Annotated in this window: 17 protein-coding genes; 11 read left to right on the top strand and 6 right to left on the bottom strand. The window is 41.7% G+C overall.

What is annotated here, in order from left to right; translation table 11 throughout:
• Positions 1 to 529: 529 nt before the first annotated feature.
• The 4 genes from AB4135_RS13860 to AB4135_RS13875 all read right to left on the bottom strand — a co-directional run bounded on the left by AB4135_RS13860 (position 530) and on the right by AB4135_RS13875 (position 3,971).
• Entirely contained in the window at positions 530 to 1,429 is a 900-nt protein-coding gene (locus AB4135_RS13860) for an ABC transporter ATP-binding protein (protein WP_371993752.1), read from the bottom strand.
• Positions 1,426 to 2,223: an ABC transporter permease subunit gene (locus AB4135_RS13865; RefSeq protein ID WP_371993994.1), complete on the bottom strand. Its 798-nt coding sequence runs from the start codon at positions 2,221 to 2,223 to the stop codon at positions 1,426 to 1,428. Before AB4135_RS13865 ends, AB4135_RS13860 begins: the two co-directional genes overlap by 4 nt.
• A 149-nt stretch (positions 2,224 to 2,372) precedes the next feature.
• Positions 2,373 to 3,020, bottom strand: coding sequence for a YceH family protein (locus tag AB4135_RS13870; protein WP_371993754.1), 648 nt, complete (start codon positions 3,018 to 3,020; stop codon positions 2,373 to 2,375).
• Positions 3,021 to 3,137: 117 nt separating this feature from the next.
• Complete coding sequence (locus AB4135_RS13875) at positions 3,138 to 3,971, bottom strand: S1 RNA-binding domain-containing protein (protein WP_371993756.1); 834 nt, start codon at positions 3,969 to 3,971, stop codon at positions 3,138 to 3,140.
• A gap of 529 nt (positions 3,972 to 4,500) precedes the next feature.
• Here AB4135_RS13875 and speA point away from each other — a divergent pair.
• The 7 genes from speA (at position 4,501) to AB4135_RS13910 (ending at position 11,865) form a co-directional block, all read left to right on the top strand.
• Positions 4,501 to 6,414 (top strand): biosynthetic arginine decarboxylase, encoded by a 1,914-nt coding sequence (gene speA / locus AB4135_RS13880; protein WP_371993758.1) that lies wholly within the window; start codon positions 4,501 to 4,503, stop codon positions 6,412 to 6,414.
• Between the two features lie 84 nt (positions 6,415 to 6,498).
• Positions 6,499 to 7,419, top strand: a complete 921-nt coding sequence (locus AB4135_RS13885; protein ID WP_371993760.1) for an adenosylmethionine decarboxylase — start codon at positions 6,499 to 6,501, stop codon at positions 7,417 to 7,419.
• A gap of 23 nt (positions 7,420 to 7,442) precedes the next feature.
• A complete protein-coding gene (speB, locus tag AB4135_RS13890) occupies positions 7,443 to 8,372 on the top strand; it encodes an agmatinase (RefSeq protein WP_371993762.1) in 930 nt (309 codons plus the stop codon).
• A gap of 98 nt (positions 8,373 to 8,470) precedes the next feature.
• Positions 8,471 to 9,112 (top strand): pyridoxamine 5'-phosphate oxidase, encoded by a 642-nt coding sequence (gene pdxH, locus AB4135_RS13895; protein WP_371993764.1) that lies wholly within the window; start codon positions 8,471 to 8,473, stop codon positions 9,110 to 9,112.
• A gap of 204 nt (positions 9,113 to 9,316) precedes the next feature.
• Positions 9,317 to 9,892, top strand: a complete 576-nt coding sequence (locus AB4135_RS13900; RefSeq protein ID WP_371993766.1) for a YceI family protein — start codon at positions 9,317 to 9,319, stop codon at positions 9,890 to 9,892.
• 113 nt (positions 9,893 to 10,005) lie between these two features.
• Positions 10,006 to 10,359: a DUF3802 family protein gene (locus tag AB4135_RS13905; protein WP_044555923.1), complete on the top strand. Its 354-nt coding sequence runs from the start codon at positions 10,006 to 10,008 to the stop codon at positions 10,357 to 10,359.
• A gap of 630 nt (positions 10,360 to 10,989) precedes the next feature.
• Complete coding sequence (locus AB4135_RS13910; protein ID WP_371993768.1) at positions 10,990 to 11,865, top strand: RimK/LysX family protein; 876 nt, start codon at positions 10,990 to 10,992, stop codon at positions 11,863 to 11,865.
• A 194-nt stretch (positions 11,866 to 12,059) separates the two neighbouring features.
• On the opposite strand, the gene AB4135_RS13915 is transcribed toward AB4135_RS13910, so the two are convergent.
• Both AB4135_RS13915 and AB4135_RS13920 read right to left on the bottom strand, forming a co-directional pair.
• Entirely contained in the window at positions 12,060 to 14,603 is a 2,544-nt protein-coding gene (locus AB4135_RS13915; RefSeq protein WP_371993770.1) for a cache domain-containing protein, read from the bottom strand.
• A gap of 261 nt (positions 14,604 to 14,864) precedes the next feature.
• Complete coding sequence (locus tag AB4135_RS13920) at positions 14,865 to 16,361, bottom strand: methyl-accepting chemotaxis protein (RefSeq protein ID WP_371993772.1); 1,497 nt, start codon at positions 16,359 to 16,361, stop codon at positions 14,865 to 14,867.
• A gap of 429 nt (positions 16,362 to 16,790) precedes the next feature.
• On the opposite strand from AB4135_RS13920, the gene pheS reads away from it, so the two are divergent.
• The 4 genes from pheS to lpxM all read left to right on the top strand — a co-directional run bounded on the left by pheS (position 16,791) and on the right by lpxM (position 21,494).
• Positions 16,791 to 17,774: a phenylalanine--tRNA ligase subunit alpha gene (gene pheS, locus AB4135_RS13925; RefSeq protein WP_044555921.1), complete on the top strand. Its 984-nt coding sequence runs from the start codon at positions 16,791 to 16,793 to the stop codon at positions 17,772 to 17,774.
• A 15-nt stretch (positions 17,775 to 17,789) separates the two neighbouring features.
• Positions 17,790 to 20,177: a phenylalanine--tRNA ligase subunit beta gene (pheT, locus tag AB4135_RS13930; RefSeq protein WP_371993774.1), complete on the top strand. Its 2,388-nt coding sequence runs from the start codon at positions 17,790 to 17,792 to the stop codon at positions 20,175 to 20,177.
• 4 nt (positions 20,178 to 20,181) lie between these two features.
• Positions 20,182 to 20,478, top strand: a complete 297-nt coding sequence (ihfA, locus tag AB4135_RS13935) for an integration host factor subunit alpha (protein ID WP_012142935.1) — start codon at positions 20,182 to 20,184, stop codon at positions 20,476 to 20,478.
• 77 nt (positions 20,479 to 20,555) lie between these two features.
• Entirely contained in the window at positions 20,556 to 21,494 is a 939-nt protein-coding gene (lpxM, locus tag AB4135_RS13940) for a lauroyl-Kdo(2)-lipid IV(A) myristoyltransferase (protein ID WP_371993776.1), read from the top strand.
• The last annotated feature ends 40 nt before the right edge of the window (positions 21,495 to 21,534 follow it).

The raw sequence follows: 21,534 nt of genomic DNA on the forward strand, positions 1-21,534 counted from the left end.
ATTCTCGGCTCAGGCATCCCGCTTGCTCTCGATAATTGCTCCTGCATTATTCTACCTTCGACCATCCTTGGTCTCGTACCTCCTAAATCTGACTGCCAAGGAGGGCGGAAATGTCTCATTTTGTATGGAACAAAATAGACCATTTAGTCGTAGATCTAAATCCTATAGCGAAGGCTAAAGCGTATCGTCCCCGTAACGTGCGCGCCTAATGCTTTCCACTCTGCTTTCATTGGCTTAAAGGGATTAACCATTGCATTTACAATGCGCTTTGAATTGAAAAGTCTGAAGGGCTCTGAATGGATCAAATACCTAATCTTATTGGTATTATAGCAATCAGTATAAGAAATTGATCTACTCAGAGTGACCAAATAGTTACCGCGCTGCACCCAGTGAAATAGGCGAATGAGATCTATTTGACTGCACTAGATTGAATCGCGTTTTGCAGGGGCTTCAAATTGATTAGAGCAAGAGGATTACCCGGGGAGAATACATCACTAGCTCAAAGAGCCAGTGATGTCATAGTGCCAATTTAAGAGAATAGCTTCTCTTCTAAAGTGCGACCTTTAAGTATGACCTTGTATTGCCAGTTGTTTTGTTTAAACAAGGCAAATAATGCACTCTCTATAGCATAATCTTCTTCACTATTGTGCTTGATTAAAAACTCATTATGCTGCTTTTTATCTATTGAACTTATATCAGCAAGACCCATAACGCCATCCAGTAATTTTTCGGTATCACACTGCTGCATCGTTAATGTTAGGTATTGGCTTTGTAGGCTGTCATCCATGGACACCGATTGCGTCAGTTGGCCGAGTTCTAAATAAAGCACCTGACCACAAAGCTTTTCAAGCTCATCTAAGTTGTGAGAACTGATGATGAATGTCGTTTTGTCTGAAAGCTCTCTGACTAATTCGCGGATTTTTTTCGCATTTGCAGGATCCAGCCCCGCAGTCGGTTCGTCGAGCAATACTATCTCTGGTGAACCAATCAACGATTGAGCGATAGCGACTCGTTTCGCCATACCATGGCTTAACGACTTTGGTTTTTGAGAAGCACAATCCGCTAAATCCACTAATGATAAAACTCGCAGAGCTTCTGATTTAGCGTCTTTCTTAGAGAAGCCCTGTAACGTACCAAATAATGTCAGTTGAGTGAGAATATCAAAGTTAGGGTCTAGCGTGGCATCTTGAGGTAACGAAGCCACACGACCAAGGAGGGCGGCGTCACCAGGCTTATGCCCAAGTAAGCTCACTTCTCCTGTAGTAGGTGCAATATAACCGCACAATAAGCTAAATAGCGTTGTTTTACCGGCGCCGTTAGGCCCAACTAAAGCAATGGGGGCGCCTGCATCTAAGGATAAATCTACTTGCTTTAATGCTTGCTTACTGCCGTAAGATTTAGATAAACCTTTACATTCAATGAGTCTCATATCGCGCTCCGTTTAATATATATACGTCCAAGTAACAGAAGCACTAATGTTTGTAATAAGGCGACTGGCGCATAAGCAAAGCTACCTAAGCCTTGGGTATTAATCATCAGTGAAATTTGTGAACCCGGTAAGATCCATTTCAGTTCACTAATTATGGGTAGGTAATTGTTAATTATTGCGATTGTTATCGACATCGCCGCCCAGATGAGAATGGCATAGATGGTTGCTTGTCTTGCAGAGTTGGCATAGAGCGATAGTATTGCCATTAACGCTGTATAAGGCAGTAGCACAATGACTAGGTTCACTATAACCAAAGCACCACTACCGATAGCTGGCATTAACAGAGTCGCCTCTCGACTAACTGCTAGCACAATTGTGGCTAAGACGGTTAGGGATACTAAAATGGTTTGGATGGTCATATGACCGATGAAACGGCCGAAGAAAATACTCTCTCTACTTGCCCTTAGGGTTAGAAAGCGAAAGGTTCCACGCGCTTTATCTGATGAAAATTGATCTGCGGCAATAAAGATACTGAATAACGGAAATAGGTATAGCGCAGCAATCCAGTAGATGGCGAGTTCAGCTACTGACCACTTAAATAATTCACTGACAACCTCAGGTCCAAATAAACCTTCTATCAGGGCCTTGTAGTCAGGGCTAATTAGAAACTCAGAGGCTCCGCGGATCGGATAAAGTAGTATAAGTAACCATACTAGGGAGAAGGCGACGAGTGCGATTATCCCTCGAGGGTTGAAAAGCATTTTTTTTACTTCGAACTGGGCGAGTAACAGCATATTTCGCAAACTACTACTTTGCTTACTATTTTCCAAACTAATCCCTTAATCAATGGATTTTACAATGGCTAACAGGTTAACACCTCAATGGGCGGGCGTTAACCATTAGTTAGTGCTGATGGATTAAATATTATTAAGATTTTTATTGGCTATTTATTAAGAAGCTGTTGAATGAGAGCCTTTAGTTCACCGACTTCAACTTCGAGCTTAGACACCTTATCTTCGAGTTCTGTTCGAGAAGTAGTCTGCGGAGCTGCATCCTTGTGCAGTATTGGATTAGTGTTGCGCTCTAACTCTTCGGTTGTGAATAATTGGCAGTAACGTGCTTCTCGCTTACCGGGTTCTTTTGCTAAAAGTGCAACGAGAGGAGAGTCTCTGCGGGCCAGTTCAACAAGTGCATGCTCAACTTCACTGACATCATTGAATTCATGCAATCGATTACTACGAGTTCTCAATTCTCCTGGAGTTTGAGGACCACGTAATAGCAGCAGGCAGATAATGGCAAGTTGGGCTGGATTTAGTTGCAGGTCGCTAAATTCAGTATTGCAGAAGCGGTGTTTATATTTAACGACACGACTACCAAATCCAGATTGTTCTGAAATGAGACGTTTTTTGGCAAGGCTATCCAGAGTATTTTGTACATCTGATTCGCTTAAACTGAGCACTGGGTCTCTGCTGGATTTTTGGTTACAGCCAGATGTCAGACTATTGAGAGATAGAGGGTACTGTTCCGGTGTTGTGAGTTCTTTCTCAAGTAGCACACCGATTACACGGGCTTCATGCTGAGTGAGTTCCATATTGTTCCCTTAATAAAAAAGCATGACTTTGTTATAACAGAGCCATGCTTTAATGCAAAGGTAGTTTGGGCTACATCAATCAATAACCGCTTAATCTTTAGCCGTTTAGTTAACGACTTATTCGACTAGGCGGATCCCATCTGGTGAGATAGTGATCTGTTGCTTTTTATATAAGCCGCCAATACTCTTTTTAAAGGCCTTTTTACTCATTGAAAGTTTTGCGTAAATAACTTCTGCGTCGGTTTTATCATTGAGAGGTAAAAAGCCGCCAGCTTGCTTTAGTTTAAACATGATGGTCATAGAATGTTTATCTAACTCTTCTTTAACCCCTTTCTGTAACGATAGGTCAATTTTTCCATCGCTTCTTACTCGTTTGATAAAGCCCTTAATCTTTTGCCCAAAGCTTAAGCGAGTAAACACTTCATTCTTATACAGCACGCCCCAATGGCTATTATTAACAATTGCTTTGTAGCCAAGATCAGTTGTACCACCAATAATAAGGCTAACTTCTTCGCCTTCGGCGTATTTAGGTTCTTCTAAATCTAAAAATCGATCAATCTTAGAAGAGGCTACTATGCGGTCATCAACGTGACTGGTATAGATATGAACTAAGTAAGACTTTCCTTCCTCAATCTCTCTATGTTGCTCTCCGAATGGAAGTAGCAGATCTTTGTCTAACCCCCAATCTAAAAATGCACCATATGGGCCGTTAACCTTAGCTTCTAAAAAGGCAAATTGGCCGACTTGCCCAAGAGGGCGACGAGTAGTGGCAATAACCATGTCTTGTGAATCTAGATAGAGAAATACATTAACCATGTCGCCAACATGACACTCTTTTGGCACGACTTTGCTCGGTAGCAATACTTGGCCTAAGTCCTGTGCATCTAAATAAACGCCAAATTCAACTTCTTTGACGACTTCAAGCCTGCAGCTTTTTCCTATCTCAATCATGTTTATCTCTACTTTATACTGGGACGACTAACTTCTGCAGCGATTATAGTGGAATTAGCTTCAATATGCTTTAGTCACATAGTGATAATGAAAATAAGATTTGAATTTGGTTAAATGAAAGTAATGCTTTAAGCCATAATTTGCTGGTGGTAGCTATGGTTGCATGAGATAGCACAAATATGGCTAATATTCTCAAGGTTAAGCTTGATTTATTGTGCATCTCAAGGTTTAATTGCGCGCCCTAAAACTTGGCGCTAATGTACTGATATTCGCTAAGGTTTGTCGGGTGTTTGTAAGCAAAAACTGTTGAGTAAAAGCCTTGATGAATTTCAATCATTAGCTTATACATGCTATGTTTATTTGCTAGACAAGGTAAGCTTAAAGCGCACGTGAAGTAAGAAGATGCAACGGTTGCTTAGAATTAAGGTAGTCATTTGGTTATTCGAATGACACAGGATCATAGATGGTTAAATGGAGCTGTCGGCACCATTTAGAATTTCACAGGTTAGATAGACAGGTTAGGAAAAATATGAGCAATTGGTCTATTGATGATGCACGAGCAAGTTACAACGTAAATTACTGGAGTCAAGGGCTCTATGGGATAAGTGATGAAGGTGAGGTCACCGTCTCGCCAGATCCCAACCGTCCAGACTGCAAAATTGGCCTTAATGAACTTGCTAAAGATATGGTTAAAGCCGGCGTTGCTCTGCCTGTTTTAGTGCGATTCCCTCAAATATTGCATCACAGAGTCAATAGCCTGTGTCAGGCTTTTAATCAGGCGATTCAAAAGTACCAGTATGACGCTGACTACCTGTTAGTTTACCCCATCAAGGTGAATCAACAGCAAACCGTGGTGGAAGAGATTTTAGCCAGCCAAGTCGAAAAAGAAGTACCGCAATTAGGGCTTGAAGCCGGCAGTAAACCTGAATTACTTGCAGTGCTCGCTATGGCGCAAAAAGCCAGTTCGGTCATTATTTGTAATGGCTACAAAGATAAAGAGTATATTCGCTTAGCCTTGATTGGCGAGAAGCTTGGGCACAAGGTTTATATCGTACTTGAGAAAATGTCAGAGCTTAAAGTTGTATTGGAACAAGCCAAAGAACTTGGGGTGACCCCAAGGCTTGGTTTACGGGTGCGTTTGGCGTTTCAGGGTAAAGGAAAGTGGCAAGCAAGTGGTGGAGAAAAGTCTAAGTTTGGGCTTTCAGCTGCACAGGTGCTTAAGGTTATTGAACAGTTACAACATGAAAACATGTTGGACTCGTTAGAGTTGCTGCATTTTCACTTAGGTTCTCAAATTGCCAACATCAGAGATATTCGTCAGGGCGTCAGTGAAGCGGGACGCTTTTACTGTGAACTAATGAAGCTCGGTGCCAATGTAAAATGTTTTGATGTAGGTGGTGGGCTTGCGGTTGATTACGATGGTACCCGCAGTCAAAGTAATAACTCTATGAATTATGGCTTAACTGAGTATGCAAATAACATTGTTAGCGTGCTTACTGATATGTGCAAAGAGTATGAACAGCCGATGCCGAGAATTATCTCAGAGTCCGGCCGTTACTTAACTGCACATCATGCGGTTTTGCTTACCGACGTTATTGGTACAGAGTCATACAAGCCTGAAACCATTTTACCGCCCAGCGAAGATGCGCCATTATTGCTGCAGAATATGTGGCAGTCTTGGACAGAAGTGAGTGGCAAAGCTGACCAAAGGGCATTGATTGAGATATTTCATGATTGCCAAAGTGACTTAACTGAAGTGCACTCTCTTTTTGCTCTTGGACAATTAAGCTTGGCTGATAGAGCGTGGGCTGAGCAGATTAATCTACGAGTGTGTCATGAACTTCAAGGTAACATGAGTTCAAAATATCGCTACCACAGGCCGATAATCGATGAGCTTAATGAAAAGTTAGCCGATAAGTTCTTTGTTAACTTTTCGTTGTTTCAATCGCTACCCGATGCGTGGGGCATTGATCAGGTTTTCCCTGTAATGCCTTTATCCGGGTTAGACAAAGCCCCTGAACGCCGCGCGGTAATGCTTGATATTACCTGTGATTCAGACGGTATTGTTGATCAGTACGTTGATGGACAAGGTATTGAAACTACTTTACCTGTTCCAGCGTGGACCCAAGAAAGTCCTTATCTTATTGGATTTTTCCTCGTAGGGGCATATCAAGAGATTTTGGGTGATATGCATAATCTATTTGGTGATACTAATTCGGCAGTGGTGCGAGTTGATGAGAATGGCAGGCGTAACATTGATTCAGTACTAGAAGGTGACACTGTTGCTGACGTGCTCAGGTATGTGAACTTAGAAGCTGTTTCTTTTATGCGAACTTATGAAGAGTTAGTAAATAAGCATATTGTTGAAGATGAACGCAGTAATATACTTGAAGAGCTTCAGCTAGGGCTAAAAGGCTATACCTATCTAGAAGATTTCTCTTAGCATAGAATATTATTGAGTATTGCTAGACCAGTGTTGAGTATACTCAACACTGGTCTTATTTTTTATCCTGAGCAGAGTAGTTAGATGTTTTTTGAAGGTTCAGAAAAGAAAATAGAACTTCGAGTTAAGCAGGGCAACGCTTCCCTTCGCCGTTTTAGTCGTGAATTTTGGGAGCAAGGCTTGGCACTAGCCGGCGCAGATATTCTGTCGGTCTTATCGAATCATGACTGTGATGCTTATGTGCTGAGTGAGTCTAGCCTTTTCGTTTGGGATAACAAAATACTGCTAATTACCTGTGGCAATACTAATCTTATTGAAGCCGCAGTGTTCTTGATTGACGAGATTAACGTCGACAGCATTGCTTCTTTTACTTACCAACGAAAAAGTGAATTTCTGTCTCACCTGCAGACAACCCGCTTTGAAGATGATTGCCAGCAGTTAAGGACGAGATTGAGTGGCACAGCGTATCGTGTTGGTCATCTAGACGGGCATCATCATTACCTTTTTTGTAGTGATGTCACTGATGCATTAAGTAGTAGCACGAGTTTGCTGATGTACCATATTAAAGGTGATGTTGCAGACTATCTAAGACAACCGATTCAAACTAAGTCTAAAATCAAAGCACTGTTACAATTACAGCAGTTATTGCCAGACTTTGTTTTTGATGATCATCTTTTTGACCCGTGTGGCTATTCAATAAACGGTTTACATGGTGAGCAATTTCTGACAATGCATATTACCCCGCAAGAGCATAGTGCTTATGTCAGTATTGAAACAAACTTGAATTTTGCTCAATATCCGTTCAATATATTCTCCGAGATGTTAAATATGTTGAACCCTGGTAGTTGGGATATCATTAGTGTAAATCAACAACTATCAACAGAGAGCTACCCTTTACATCTTGAGGTGGCTAGCTGTGAACTGGCGCTTAACGCGACCAATTCTTTTAATTATAAACATTATATTCAGCCTGTTAGCGATGTACTAACAGCTACAGAATTGTGAGTTTGACCTTTTACGGAGCTTTTATGACCACTATCGCAGATAAACCTGATTACTCGCTTTACTCAAATGCATTCGGCTATTTAAGGTTGCCATTAAACTTCCGCCCATTAGAGAGTGATGCAGATGTCGTAGTGATTGGTTTACCTTTTGACATGGCGACCACAGGACGCTCTGGTGGACGTATGGGGCCTGGCGCAATCCGTCAAGCATCGGTGAACCTTGCTTGGGAAGAGTCTCGTTGGCCTTGGCAGTTCAAACTGAGCGATCACATTAAAGTCGTCGATGCAGGAGATCTGGTTTATGACTGCGGCGATTCTGCTGATTTTACTCAACGAGTTGAAGACTTTGCCAGTGCAATTGTTGAATCTGGTAAAGCGATGCTCAGCTTTGGTGGCGATCATTTCGTTACCTTACCACTGCTGAGAGCTCACTATAAGAAGCATGGAAAAATGGCATTGCTGCATTTTGATGCCCATACCGATACTTATAGCCAGGGCAGTAAATATGACCACGGTACAATGTTTTACCATGCGCCAAAAGAGGGCATTATTGCGGCAGAAAACTCTATTCAAGTTGGGATTAGAACAGAGTATGATCAACCTAGTCATCTGTTTAAAGTGATTGATGCTGCCGCAGCGAACGAACAAAGTGCAGATCAAATAGTTGCTCAGATTAAAGAGCGAGTCGGTGATATGCCTCTATATGTCACCTTTGATATCGATTGCTTAGATCCCGCTTTTGCACCTGGTACAGGTACCCCTGTTTGTGGTGGCCTCACCAGCGATAAAGCGATGAAAATTATCAGAGGCCTAAATGGCATGAACATCGTTGGTATGGATGTTGTTGAAGTCGCTCCTGCATATGATAGCGCTGAAATCACAGCATTAGCAGGCGCCACATTAGGATTAGAATTATTGCATGTTTGGGCTGATTCTAACGGCAAAGTTAAGTAAACTGACCTTAGATAGACTTAGTTTAGAAAACTAAATCTAGAAAACTAAGTCTAAAAAACGGAACAGCTTTTTATCATGCACTATTTAAGGACCGGTAAATGTCAGAGTTAAGCGATATCAGGCGAGAGTACTCGTTAGGCGAGATGCATAGCGAGAATGTTCCTGATGATCCAATGGAGCTTTTTAAATGCTGGCTTGAAGTGGTAAAGGATTCTGAAATTAAAGATCCTACTGCGATGTCCGTAGCGACAGTGGATGAGAACGGCCAACCGTTTCAGCGTATTGTATTGCTGAAAAGATTTGGTGATGATGGTTTTGTTTTTTTTACCAACTTAGAAAGTCGTAAAGCCCAGCATATTGCTATTAACTCTCAAGTCAGTTTGCTATTCCCTTGGCATACTTTAGAGAAACAAGTGGCAATCACAGGCGTCGCTGAACCATTGTCGAAAACAGAAGTGCTAAAGTACTTTATGTCACGCCCTAAAGACAGCCAGATAGCGGCATGGGTATCTAAGCAATCCAGTCGAATTTCTGCAAGAAAAGCCTTGGAGACAAAGTTCTCAGAGATGAAGTCGAAGTTTGCTAATGGTGAAGTACCACTACCAAAGTTTTGGGGAGGCTATATTGTTAAACCTAGCAGCATAGAATTTTGGCAGGGTGGTGAGAGTCGATTGCACGATCGGTTTATCTATGAGAAAACGGCTGATGAACAATGGACTCGAAGCCGCTTAGCACCTTAACATTCCATGCTTTACAGACAATGCCACTTTTAAGAAGTGGCATTTTCGTTTTAAATTAGGCAAAGCTAAGCTTTGTACTAGAATAATTTCATGTCATAAGAAATAGATATTACTGCTACTGGATAGTAGCTTGTGCTAAATTAGTATTAATCGCTATTTTTTGTACCTTGTTATCTATCACTATTTTTCTAGAGGGAGCTACACATGAAAAGTATCATTGCTGGATTACTGCTTATGCCGTTATCTTTTATTACGGCCGCAGCTGACTGGAAAGTCACTAATGATGAGTCAAATGTAAACTTTATCTCGATCAAAAAAGGCGATATCGCCGAAGTGCATCATTTTAAACAGATGGCTGGAACGCTTAATGAAAAGGGCGAATTTGAATTAACATTATCACTTGCAAGTGTAGATACCAGTATTGAGATAAGAGATCAACGCATGGGCTCTTTACTGTTTGAAGTCGATAAATATCCAAAGTTAACCTTGTCGGCAAAAGTCGATACAAAATTGCTCGACGGCCTGAGTGTAGGTGATTCGACAATCACCACAGTAGAAGGGCAGGTGGACTTGCATGGTAAGCAAGTGAAGCTTCCTTTTACAGTGAGCATTGCAAAGCTGTCTGATTCAAACCTATTAGTCGCGAGTGCTATGCCTGTTGTTGTTAATTCTGACAGCTTTGGTTTGACGCAAGGTATTGAAAAGCTGCGTGAGATTGCTGGATTATCGGCAATCAGCAAAGCGGTACCAGTTTCATTTATTCTGAACCTCAAGAAATAGAGATAGTCGATATCATTTCACTTTAAACTCAGATAATATTCCTATTCAAAGAAATTTTGCGGCTCGTTTGAGCCGCTTTGTCATCTATGCTATTTGCATATTTCGGATGTGATATGGTTACCGACAAAGACGGGTATATGCACCTTGTTCAGTATTTAACTGAGCATTTGGGTATATTTGAAAACTCGCAACAACAAGCTGTATCTGAAGATACAGTGATGGAACTATTTGAAGAACAACTTGCAGCTCAAATCATTATGGTTTGTGGTCAGAATCCTTCGCTAAGCTTCGCTCAACGCAACTTAGTGATCAGAGAAGTTGACTCTATTGTGTATGATCTTGAAGAGATCCTTGCACGGATTGCTGATCATAAAGCAACTGCTGAGCAAACACTGTTTATTACAGAGTTTTCTTGTTTGATTAAAAACTTGTTTGATCAAGAGATCGCAAAATTAATGGCTGCGTGATAGACATTGTTTTTATATTTCGTTACAGAATTATCCCCGTTTGCTCTTGTTGCCGCTAGCAATAAAGCCTAGTGTTCAATAATGAATATGGGGAATTCGATGTTTTCAAACGTTAGCAGTTCTATTAATAAGCAACATTTAGTTGCTTATATCTGCCTGTTTGTTTTTTGGCTTTGTCTTCGTGTATTTAGTCAAAATGCTTTTGACTTAGGTTGGGGCTTTTTTCCGCTGGTGATCTCATTACCTTTTGTGCCATTTATCCTTGTATGGTTAGGGGTGCAGTTCTTCCGAAACTTCAAACTCTATAAACAGAGTTACCATAAACGATGGTATGCCGGCCACTGCGCTTGCACAGCGATCTTGTTCACTCTGTTTGTCCTGCATTTCTTTTAATTTCCGCTAAATTAATAACAACTTAACGGGTATTGATATCATTCTCTGTTCAGGTAACTGTCAGTGTTGAACTGCTAAGTTTAATTCACTAACTGTTCTACTGTAAAAATTTAGTCGCAAGAGCGGGTTAGGCTGTTTTATTTCTCAAAAGAAAGAGTGTCGCTTCAAAGACTGATGTTTCTTGCTATGATAACTCTAATAAGCTAAATATTGACGAAACTATACTTAGGAATTGCAATGCTAAAAAAAATGGGATGGTGTCTGTTGACCTTAATGACTTCAATATCAGTGCAAGCGAATGATAAAGCGGTTATTGGTTCTACTGCTGATATGTATGTCGCACACGCTGAATTGCCCTATGTCGCAAGGATAGACACTGGTGCGGTAAATACCTCTTTGCACGCATTTGATCTTAAAGTTGAAGGTGGCAGTGCTAAAAACATGAAAGAAAACATTGGTAAAATGTTGTCATTTACCACTGAAAACGGTCAAGGTCAGACTAAACGTTTGCAGGCCAAGATTGTTAAAACATCTACTGTTAGTAACTCTCAGGGTACCGAAACGCGTTATATGGTTGACCTTGATGTCGGTTTTAAAGGCAAAGAGCGCAAAGTGAGAGTGAATCTCCGTGATCGAAGTCATATGGATTATAAGTTGTTGATTGGTCGCAACTGGCTAAAAGGGCGTTACGTAGTTGATGTTTCCGATAAAAAATATATAGGTCCAGTCGCTCCAATTAGCATTGTTGAAAGCGGTATGATGTTTAAGACCCGTATTGACACCGGTGCAGTAGAAAATTCACTGCATGCCGTGAATTTTAAAATTGATAACGAAGACACCGACATGGAGAAGAATGTCGGCAAGGTTATTCATTTTACCACTGAAAATGAAAAGGGTGAGTCTAAAGTCGTAAAATCGCGCATTGTAGAAACATCACTTATTCGTAATGCACAAGGTAGTGAAATTCGCTATATGGTTGAGCTCAATATTGGCGAGCCTGGCGAAGAGTACAAAGTAAAAGTGAACTTACGAGATAGAAGTAAGATGACATATAAGTTGCTCATTGGCCGCAACTGGCTGCAAGGGCACTATATTGTCGATGTATCAATGTAAGCTAATAAAAATAGATCATTAGTAACTGAAGGCACTCGTAAAGAGTGCCTTTTTATCATTTAAAACCGGTACCTAGCTGCGTTTATATAAGGCTTCTGCAAGCGTCAGCGAAGACTGATATGCGATGTAAGCCGCGATGAGTGAGATTATTTGTGCGATGATAGATGTCTCTATATTGGCTATTGTAGACCTTCCTAAGTTAGAGATAGAGAGTAACTTATTTGGGTTTTATATTGAGCTTCTGGCTGTAAGCTCCTAATTTGAACTTTACCGTTAAACTCACTTTGCAACCAAACCGACAATGTAGTGATGGCACCGTTAATTTCACTTTGGTTTACCTGCTGCTGTAACATATCTAACTGATTGCTTGTAAACCCTTTACCATTATCATAAACCGTTATGATTAGCTGTTTTTGCTGTCTAGCCAAAATAAGTTTTATGCTTTTATTGGTTTGATGGTTTTCAAAAGCGTCGGCTAAGGTGTTGTTGATAATTCGATAAAAAAGAACCAAAAAGTGCCAATGGATCCCATCTACGATAAGTCTGTCATCACTTTGAATAACCAGGTCGATATCCGAATCGATAAACTTTGGTCGTAAAAGAGCGATAATATGTTCCAATAACTGTACGAGATCAATGGGTTTAGCCCCATAATCTTGCGCCGTAAGTATATATTCTAAATGTCTTAATCGTTCAGTTTGTGCGGTCAGTTCTATACCAAAATCGGCGGCATTAAGGCTGCCATTCGACAGGCGATAGGCTTTAGCGGCAAGCTCATCTTGCTCTCTAAAAATAGGTTTAACTAAATTGGCCACCAGTGTTGGATAAAGCGCTTGATTATCTAATTTTACTTTTTCGTAGTTATACTCTTTATTGATTTGAACTCGGGCTTGTAATGACTCAAATTCTAATCGTTTATTTGTCTCTTCAAGCTTCTCTATAAATCGAATATTCTTCGATTTTTCTTGTCTGAGGATCTCAAATTGGGCTTTATTCTTAAGTTCTAGACTTTTGGTTTTACTAATATCAAATGCTATGGTGCCAACGGATACCACTTGCTGTTGGCTGTTTAAGATTGGAAATTTGGTGACTAAGTAAGTATGCAATTTCCCTTCACTTGGAAATGTTTGCTCATAACTCAGTTCTTGTTTTTTCTCTATTACGATTCGATCGTTGTCACTATTGACTTTCGCTACGTCCTTCGCAAGCACCAAATGGTCTCGAACACCGATTATATTGTCACGTTCTAAGGCCACAGTTTTGCAGAATTGGTCATTAACGAGTGTAAGTTCACCAGAGATGCTTTTGATAAATATAAGATTGTGTGCCGAATTAAGGATGAGGTTAAGGTGTTCTTTACTCTCTCTTAAATCTGCTTGAGCAATTTGCTGCACTTCCAGTTGCTTTTCCAATGCTAGGTTAGTGGCATCTAAGCTGGCTAGCGCGATCTCCAACTGGTGTGTGCGACTGCTAAATGCTTTCGCTAACATACCAATCTCATCTTTTCTGTTATTGCTCTCAAGTTCAATCATTGCTGAATTACTGTTATTCAAAGCATTAACCATTCGGCTAATTGGTGAGATAAACAGCTTATTTTGGATAATGAATAACAGCATCAGTGCCGCTATTTGAATACTTACTAAATAAAGGCCAACCGTACTGGCTATCGATTTTGCACTGCTTTCTATAGTCGTTAGCGGTGTTACTAGAATCACTTTCCAGTAGGTCCCCGGCATTAAAAATACACTGACGATAACGGGTTCTTGAAACTGTGGATCGCTGACTAACTCAAGACTGCTTAGAAGCTGTACATCTCTTAATTTACTTTTGGCGTTCTGATTAATTAATGCTGTCAGTTTAGCTCTTTCTTGCTCGGGTACTTTTGCGGTAACACTACTCAATTGTTCAGGGGTATAAGCACTATCAATATTGGCCTGTGCAATAAACTCTGCATCAATTTTTTCAATGGCTTGTTGCAGCGGCTCGAAGGCCGAATGTTGCTGACTAAACTCAGAGAAAGGCTGAAATAATTCTCTTCTTTCTTGATCAGCAGCGATGTTTTGTTGAAGTTCAGGATAGGAAAGCATTCGGTTTTGTTGATCAAGCGCAAAAACGTAACCTCTTTGTCCTGAAAGGGCAGTTCTAAAAAACTCATTAATACTAGACAGTGCAACATCAACCGTAGCAACGCCGATGAATTCATGATGTGACCACATAGGGACGGAGGCGGTAATCATCGGGTCTTGTGTGATTGGATCAATATAGGATTTAGACCAATAACTGGTATCTGCAGGGTAGTATTTTGTAGGAATATACCAGCTCTCTTGGGAGTAACCTTGAACATCATCTTGATTATAACCGTTGACTTTGTGCAATTTTCCACTGGCATTACGAGCCCAAAAATGACTGTCTTTTTTATTGGTGAGCTTAGGCTCGGGCCAGATCCCGCCGCCGATAATAACCTCTTCTTGCCCAAGTTGGTCAAGTAGAGCAGGTATGCTGTCGTCAAACTGAGTGGGCGAGTGTTGGTACAGCTCTCCTAGAGCGCTAATGGAGACTGCGAGGTTTTCAATTCTATTGGTTTTTTGCTGTAAGCTTGCAGTGATAGCTTTGCCCACATTAACGTTCAAAGTTTGCTGGTTATCGATTAATCGATTAAGTTCAATTGACTTAATAAACCACACACTTGTTAAAATGATGATTGCGGCCACGGCGAGCTGGATGAACATAAATTTCATCGGAAGACTCTTGCGCCAGTCGGTCAGCTTTGGGGGGCGGTTCTTGCCTTTCATCATGTTAAAGTTATGCTCAAATAGTGAGTAGCTACCCTAATTAGCATCCATACTGTTTAAGGATAAAATTGAAACAATAGCGTAAGTATACAAGCCTCGTTAAATTTTTGTAAAACAATACGCTAGCGACATTGTAACAATTAAGATAGTGACACAAAAAAGGGTAGCACTAAAGTGCTACCCTTTTTTGAGAGCTGATGGTGTTATTTATATTTTCAGACCGATAAGTAGCGTATCTAATTGCTCAGCGGTAGCGTGAAGTTCGTCACAGCCTGAAACTGACTGGTTAGCTGATTGCTCTACATCATGGGATTGGTTACGGATCTGCATCAGATTGGTGGCTATTTCATTGGCGACAGCAGATTGCTCATCAGCAGATGTGGCAATCAATACACTCATTTCATAAACCTTGGCGCTGTGATGAGCAATGCCTTTAAGATCGTTACCGGTATCGAGTACATGCTTTTTGCCTTCCTCTGCCTTTTCGACAGTACGACTCATAACGTGCTTTAGGTTTCGAGAGCCAGCTTGAAGTGCTTCAATCATTGATTTTATTTCAACGGTTGCAGCTTGTGTTCTCCCAGCAAGAGTACGGACTTCATCGGCGACAACGGCGAAACCACGGCCTTGTTCACCCGCTCTAGCGGCTTCGATAGCAGCGTTAAGCGCAAGCAAGTTGGTTTGCTCAGAAATGGCGTTAATGGTGGTGACGACTTCGTCAATTTTTGCTGCATTCTCATTGAGATTATTGACTGCATCAGAGGCGTCAGCAATCTCGTTACTCAAACCGCCAATCGCATCCACTGTGACAGCAATGTCCCTAGAGCCTGCGTCAACTTGATTGTTGGCTTCTTGGGTTTCAGTAGAGGACTGCTCGGCGTTGCGGGCAACTTCTTTTACTGCTGCGGTCATCTCTTCCATTGCGGTAGCCAATGAATCCAAATGCTGCCTTTGGTTCATCGCCAGAGATTGGCCTTCCTGAGCAGTATCTCTAAATGATTGAACAACGTTACGGATCTGCTCATTAGCACTGGTCATTTGGCTGACAAGTTTATGCTGCCTATCAACTAAAGTGTCGATGCTAATAGCCAAAATACTAAATTCATCTTTAACTTCAAAAAAGTTAAGACGGCCGGTCAGATCGCCATCAGCAGCTTTCTTTAGTGCGGTAACACTAGTAAAGAGCGCTCCACCGACAAAGCTTGAAATGTAGTAGCTGGTGATCACAATGATCATGATTAACAGCAACAGTGTGCCATAAACAAAGAGTTCGCTATTACCGCTCTTTGGTAGGGTCAAATTAACCACCGTGATTAAGCCGTTTGGCGCGCTGCGGCTTACACTCTCAATACGGTTACCTTGTATGTAAGCTTCACCACCAGCAATAGCAGAAGACTGGATATCGCGACTCGCATCATCCTTAAAGTGGAGCTTAACATCGCCATTTAGGCTGTTTAAAAACTGCTGCTTGTTTTCTTCTGGAATATACTCATACGCGTTGGCTAAGGCATTATTAATTTTTTGTGTATATTGCTTAGCTTGTTGCAATTGCGATTGCTGTATATTGTCATCAAAATGGTTGGCTAATACTAGCGTCAAGCCAATTAGCGTTAAAATAGGAATTATTGCTAGAACAGCGAATTTTGCTCTTAACGTTAAATGGATAAGGTATTTATCGACCCAGCGAAACTTAACTTCTTTCATAGTTTTCTCTCAATCCTAGAACTGCGACCCTATTATTTATCGGTAAAAAATGATTTTTCTTAACCAATTAGTTACAGATTTTTATCTGTTTGTGTTTTTTTTGTTCGTTATGTAGGTTAAGTACTTGAAACCCTTATGTAGCGTAGTTTGAAGTCTTTTACCGAATAGCGAAATAGTACATATCATATAGCGTAATAACCATTTAATATTTTACCTTTGAGATACATATTTTGCTGGGGCAAGCTTGCTCAGAGTATTGTTGTTGAACAAGGACTAAACAAAATAAGCAGTTAGCTTGCAAAAAGGTGCAATTAACCCTAGTCAAATGGGGTTTGCTCACGTAAAATTTGTGTCTTTTTCTATTTTCGCCTAAGAAAATATGTAAGCCCGAAGACTCGTAGGTTTGACCTACATGCACTGGAAGAGATGATGTCACAGTTAACAGAGATCGTAGAACAGGCCTTAGCCGCCATCAAAGACGCTACAGATTTGAAAGCGCTTGATGACCTCCGTGTCGATTACCTTGGTAAAAAAGGTAAAATTACCGACATGATGAAGATGATGGGGAAACTGCCTCCTGAAGAGAAGCCGGCCTTTGGTCAAGCTGTCAACCAAGCTAAACAAGCGGTTCAACAGCAGCTTTCTATACGCATCGATGGATTGAAAGCGGCAGAACTTGAAGCGCAGTTGAAAGCTGAAAGCATTGATGTGAGCCTGCCAGGGCGTCGTATCGAAAATGGTGGTCTACACCCAGTTACTCGTACAATCGAACGTATTGAGAGTTTCTTCGGTGAACTAGGTTTTACCGTAAAAGACGGTCCTGAAATTGAAGATGACTTTCATAACTTCGACGCGTTAAACATCTCAGAGCATCATCCAGCTCGTGCTGATCATGACACTTTCTACTTCAACCCTAAAGTAATGTTGCGTACCCAAACATCGGGTGTACAAATTCGTACTATGGAGCATGAAAAGCCACCACTACGTATCATCTCTCCGGGCCGTGTTTACCGTAATGACTACGACCAAACACATACGCCAATGTTCCACCAAGTCGAAGGCTTGCTTGTTGCAGAGAATGTTAACTTTGCAGAGCTTAAAGGCATATTGCATGACTTCTTGCGCAACTTCTTTGAAGAAGACCTTGAGGTTCGCTTCCGCCCATCATACTTCCCATTCACTGAGCCTTCAGCTGAAGTTGACGTAATGGGTAAAAATGGCAAGTGGTTAGAAGTACTAGGTTGCGGCATGGTTCACCCAAATGTACTGCGTAGCGTGGGTATCGATCCTGAAAAGTACTCTGGTTTTGCATTCGGTATGGGTGTTGAACGTCTATCTATGTTGCGTTATGGCGTTAACGATTTACGTTCTTTCTTTGAAAATGATCTTCGCTTCCTTAAGCAATTTAAATAAACGGAGCTGTATAGCATGAAATTTAGCGAATCTTGGCTTCGTGAGTGGGTTAACCCAAGTGTTAACCGTGAAGAATTAGCACACCAAATTACTATGGCGGGTTTGGAAGTTGACGGCATTGATGGCGTTGCAGCAGACTTTAGCGGTGTGATTGTTGGTGAAGTTGTTGAGTGTGGTCAGCACCCAGATGCAGACAAACTACGTGTAACAAAAATAAATGTTGGTGGTGATGAGCTAATCGACATTGTTTGTGGCGCACCAAACTGCCGTTTAGGTCTTAAAGTGGCTGTTGCTATGGTTGGTGCTGTGCTACCCGGCGATTTCAAAATAAAGAAAGCCAAACTGCGTGGTCAACCATCATTCGGTATGCTTTGTTCATACGGTGAACTCGGTATCGACATTGAAAGCGATGGTATTATCGAGCTTCCGACTGATGCACCTATTGGCCAAGATGTGCGTAAATATCTTGACCTTGATGATGCTGTCATTGATGTTGACTTGACTGCTAACCGTGCCGATTGCCTCGGTATGGCGGGTCTTGCTCGTGAAGTGGGTGTCTTGAATCGCCAAACAGTGACAGAGCCTTCTTGGGAAGCTGTTACTGCCACTATCAGCGATGAAGTCAGTATTGATTTACTAGCTGAACAAGAATGCGGACGATACTTGGGCCGTGTGATTAAGAATGTTGACGTAAAAGCGGCAACACCACTTTGGATGCAAGAGAAGTTGCGTCGCAGCGGTATTCGTTCAATTGACCCAATTGTTGATATTACCAACTATGTATTGATTGAATTTGGTCAGCCAATGCATGCATTTGATAATGCTAAGTTGGAAGGTGGTATTCAGGTTCGCAAACCTAATGGCGAAGAGAAGCTGACATTGCTTGATGGCAATGAAATCACTATCCCTGAGGGAATGTTGATCATCGCAGACAATGTTAAACCACTGGCGCTAGCAGGCGTATTTGGTGGCGAGCATTCAGGTGTGACCACTGAAACGACCGATATCATGCTCGAGTGTGCATTCTTCGCACCATTGGCTATTTTGGGTAAGGCTCGAAAAATCGGTTTGCATACTGATGCATCTCATCGTTTCGAGCGTGGTGTTGACCCTGAACTACAACATAAGGTCATGGATCGTGCGAGTCGCCTTGTGCTTGATATCTGTGGTGGTGAAGCGGGTCCTGTTGTTGAAGCTAAATCTGAAGACAACTTACCAAAGCCAGTACAAATTGTATTACGCCGCAGTAAGTTAGATCGTACTTTAGGTCACCACATTGAAGATAACGATGTGACTGAAATCCTAGAGCGTCTTGGTTTTGTGGTTGAAGTGAGTGAAGGGCAGTGGAATGTCACAACTGCGACTTATCGTTTTGATATGGCAATCGAAGAAGACTTGATTGAGGAAGTTGCCCGTATTTACGGTTACAACAACATTCCAAATATTGCGCCAGTAGCACAGTTAAGCATGTCTGATCACAACGAGTCAGATATTAGCCTAAAGCGTGTCCGTAGCATGTTGGTTGCACGTGGATTCCAAGAAGCGGTAACTTATAGCTTCGTTGATCCTAAGCAGCAAAACCTTATTCATCCTGATGCTGAAGCGATGATCTTACCTAATCCAATTTCGGTTGAGATGTCAGCAATGCGTCTGTCTATGTTTACCGGTTTATTATCGGCGGTAGGTTACAACCAAAGTCGTCAGCAAAACCGCGTTAGGCTGTTTGAAACAGGCCTGCGTTTTGTACCAAATGAATCTGCAGATTCAGGTGTTGCTCAAGAGCCAATGTTGGCTGCTGTTATTGCCGGGAACCAAAACGATGAGCATTGGTCAATGGAGTCAAATACTGTTGATTTCTTCGATCTGAAAGGTGATCTCGAAGCGGTCATCGGATTAACGGTAGCAGACAACGAATTTAGCTTTAAAGCAGCATCTCATCCTGCGCTTCATCCGGGGCAATGTGCTGAAATATTAAGAAATGATCGTGTAATTGGTATCATAGGTACGGTACATCCGACCCTTGAGAAGCCATTTGGCCTAAATGGCAAAACAATTATTTTTGAGCTTGAATTAGACGCTTTGTTACATGCTGAATTACCGCAAGCCCAGACTGTATCTAAGTTTCCAGCTAACCGTCGTGACATTGCCATCGTAGTAGATGACACTGTTGCTGCCGATGATGTTGTAAAATTGATAAGAAAAGTTGGCGAAAATCAGTTGGTTGGCATAAACTTGTTCGACGTATACCAAGGTAAAGGTGTAGAGGAAGGCAAAAAGAGCCTTGCAATCGCACTCTTATTACAAGACAACGCTCGTACACTTGAAGAGAAAGAGATCGCCGAGATGGTTGATGTAGTGGTTTCTGCTCTGAAAGACGAGTTCAACGCATCGTTGAGGGACTAAAAGTATGGCACTTACCAAAGCCGAAATGGCAGAACATCTTTTTGAAACGCTAGGTATCAATAAGAGAGTAGCGAAAGAGATGGTAGAGACGTTTTTCGAAGAAATTCGTCAAGCTCTTGAAAGTGGTGAGCAGGTCAAGCTATCTGGCTTTGGCAACTTTGACCTGAGAGATAAGAATCAAAGACCGGGAAGGAACCCAAAGACGGGAGAAGATATCCCTATTTCAGCGAGACGTGTTGTGACATTCCGTCCAGGACAGAAGCTGAAAAGTCGCGTCGAAGAAGCTAACGCAAAGAAGTAATTGCAATAGCATCGTGATGAAGAGGCCACTCAATAGAGTGGCTTTTTCTGTTATTCATCTGCTAAAGAGGTTTGCGCTTGTCTAGAAAACCGAAATATTTTGACCGTCGCTTTAAGCTATCTTTATTACATCCGAAATATTGGCTGACATGGTTTGCTATTTTAATATTGGTGCTGTTTGGCCTGATGCCAGCTTGGCTTAGGGATCCTGTTGCTCGTCAGTTATCCAAATTAGTACTTAAGATTGCAGCTAAACCTATCGCTGTTGCCAGAGCTAACCTCACCACTTGTTTCCCTGAAAAATCAAATGCCGCCATAGAGGCTTTGATCCGCGATAACGTTGAAAATTTTGTGATGATTTTATTGGCGCAATCTGAGCTGCTAGTTAAGTCGAGGCAAAACATTCGTAACCGAGTGCAGCTTACAGGCTTTGAGCATGTTGAGCAGGCCAGGGCGGCAGGTCAACCTGTCATATTTATCATGCCTCATGTTTGGGGGATTGAATATGCAGGCCTGAGATTGAACTTAGATCTGCCTATGGTATCAATGGCCAAAGCGCATAAAAATGACCTGTTTAACTGGTTTAATAACCGTATGCGCAGCTCCCAAGGTGGCAATATCTATATGCGCGAAGCGGGGATTAGAGCTTTGCTGGCCGAACTGAAACAAGACAATAGCTTTTTCTATCTACCCGATGAAGATTTAGGGCCGGATAAAAGTGTTTTCGCCCCTTTTTTAGGCACGACTAAAGCGACATTGCCTGTGGTAGGCCGACTTGCCCAAGCTGGTAATGCACAAGTAATGCCTGTCAAAATCGGTTATGACCAAGTGAAGCGCCAATATCAGTTAACAGTGATGCCTGCTATTGCTCCTGAAGATATGCAGGGCAAAGAAAATGAAGCTATCGCCCTGAACAAGGCTGTAGAGCAGGTCATTTTGGCTTATCCTGAACAGTATATGTGGTTTCTTAGAGTATTGAAGACGCGCCCTGAGGGAGAAGCATCAATTTATAACTAGTAAGCTGTGCTGAAGAAACTAAAAAAGCCGCAATTAATAT

This window comes from Shewanella sp. 10N.286.54.B9 (assembly GCF_041468565.1).
GTDB lineage: Bacteria > Pseudomonadota > Gammaproteobacteria > Enterobacterales > Shewanellaceae > Shewanella.

Excerpts from the sequence above, each read along its gene's own strand:
- AB4135_RS13860 (WP_371993752.1), bottom strand. The coding sequence starts at position 1,429 with ATGAGACTCATTGAATGTAAAGGTTTATCTAAATCTTACGGCAGTAAG.
- AB4135_RS13865 (WP_371993994.1), bottom strand. The coding sequence starts at position 2,223 with ATGCTGTTACTCGCCCAGTTCGAAGTAAAAAAAATGCTTTTCAACCCT.
- AB4135_RS13870 (WP_371993754.1), bottom strand. The coding sequence starts at position 3,020 with ATGGAACTCACTCAGCATGAAGCCCGTGTAATCGGTGTGCTACTTGAG.
- AB4135_RS13875 (WP_371993756.1), bottom strand. The coding sequence starts at position 3,971 with ATGATTGAGATAGGAAAAAGCTGCAGGCTTGAAGTCGTCAAAGAAGTT.
- speA (WP_371993758.1), top strand. The coding sequence starts at position 4,501 with ATGAGCAATTGGTCTATTGATGATGCACGAGCAAGTTACAACGTAAAT.
- AB4135_RS13885 (WP_371993760.1), top strand. The coding sequence starts at position 6,499 with ATGTTTTTTGAAGGTTCAGAAAAGAAAATAGAACTTCGAGTTAAGCAG.
- speB (WP_371993762.1), top strand. The coding sequence starts at position 7,443 with ATGACCACTATCGCAGATAAACCTGATTACTCGCTTTACTCAAATGCA.
- pdxH (WP_371993764.1), top strand. The coding sequence starts at position 8,471 with ATGTCAGAGTTAAGCGATATCAGGCGAGAGTACTCGTTAGGCGAGATG.
- AB4135_RS13900 (WP_371993766.1), top strand. The coding sequence starts at position 9,317 with ATGAAAAGTATCATTGCTGGATTACTGCTTATGCCGTTATCTTTTATT.
- AB4135_RS13905 (WP_044555923.1), top strand. The coding sequence starts at position 10,006 with ATGGTTACCGACAAAGACGGGTATATGCACCTTGTTCAGTATTTAACT.
- AB4135_RS13910 (WP_371993768.1), top strand. The coding sequence starts at position 10,990 with ATGCTAAAAAAAATGGGATGGTGTCTGTTGACCTTAATGACTTCAATA.
- AB4135_RS13915 (WP_371993770.1), bottom strand. The coding sequence starts at position 14,603 with ATGAAATTTATGTTCATCCAGCTCGCCGTGGCCGCAATCATCATTTTA.
- AB4135_RS13920 (WP_371993772.1), bottom strand. The coding sequence starts at position 16,361 with ATGAAAGAAGTTAAGTTTCGCTGGGTCGATAAATACCTTATCCATTTA.
- pheS (WP_044555921.1), top strand. The coding sequence starts at position 16,791 with ATGTCACAGTTAACAGAGATCGTAGAACAGGCCTTAGCCGCCATCAAA.
- pheT (WP_371993774.1), top strand. The coding sequence starts at position 17,790 with ATGAAATTTAGCGAATCTTGGCTTCGTGAGTGGGTTAACCCAAGTGTT.
- ihfA (WP_012142935.1), top strand. The coding sequence starts at position 20,182 with ATGGCACTTACCAAAGCCGAAATGGCAGAACATCTTTTTGAAACGCTA.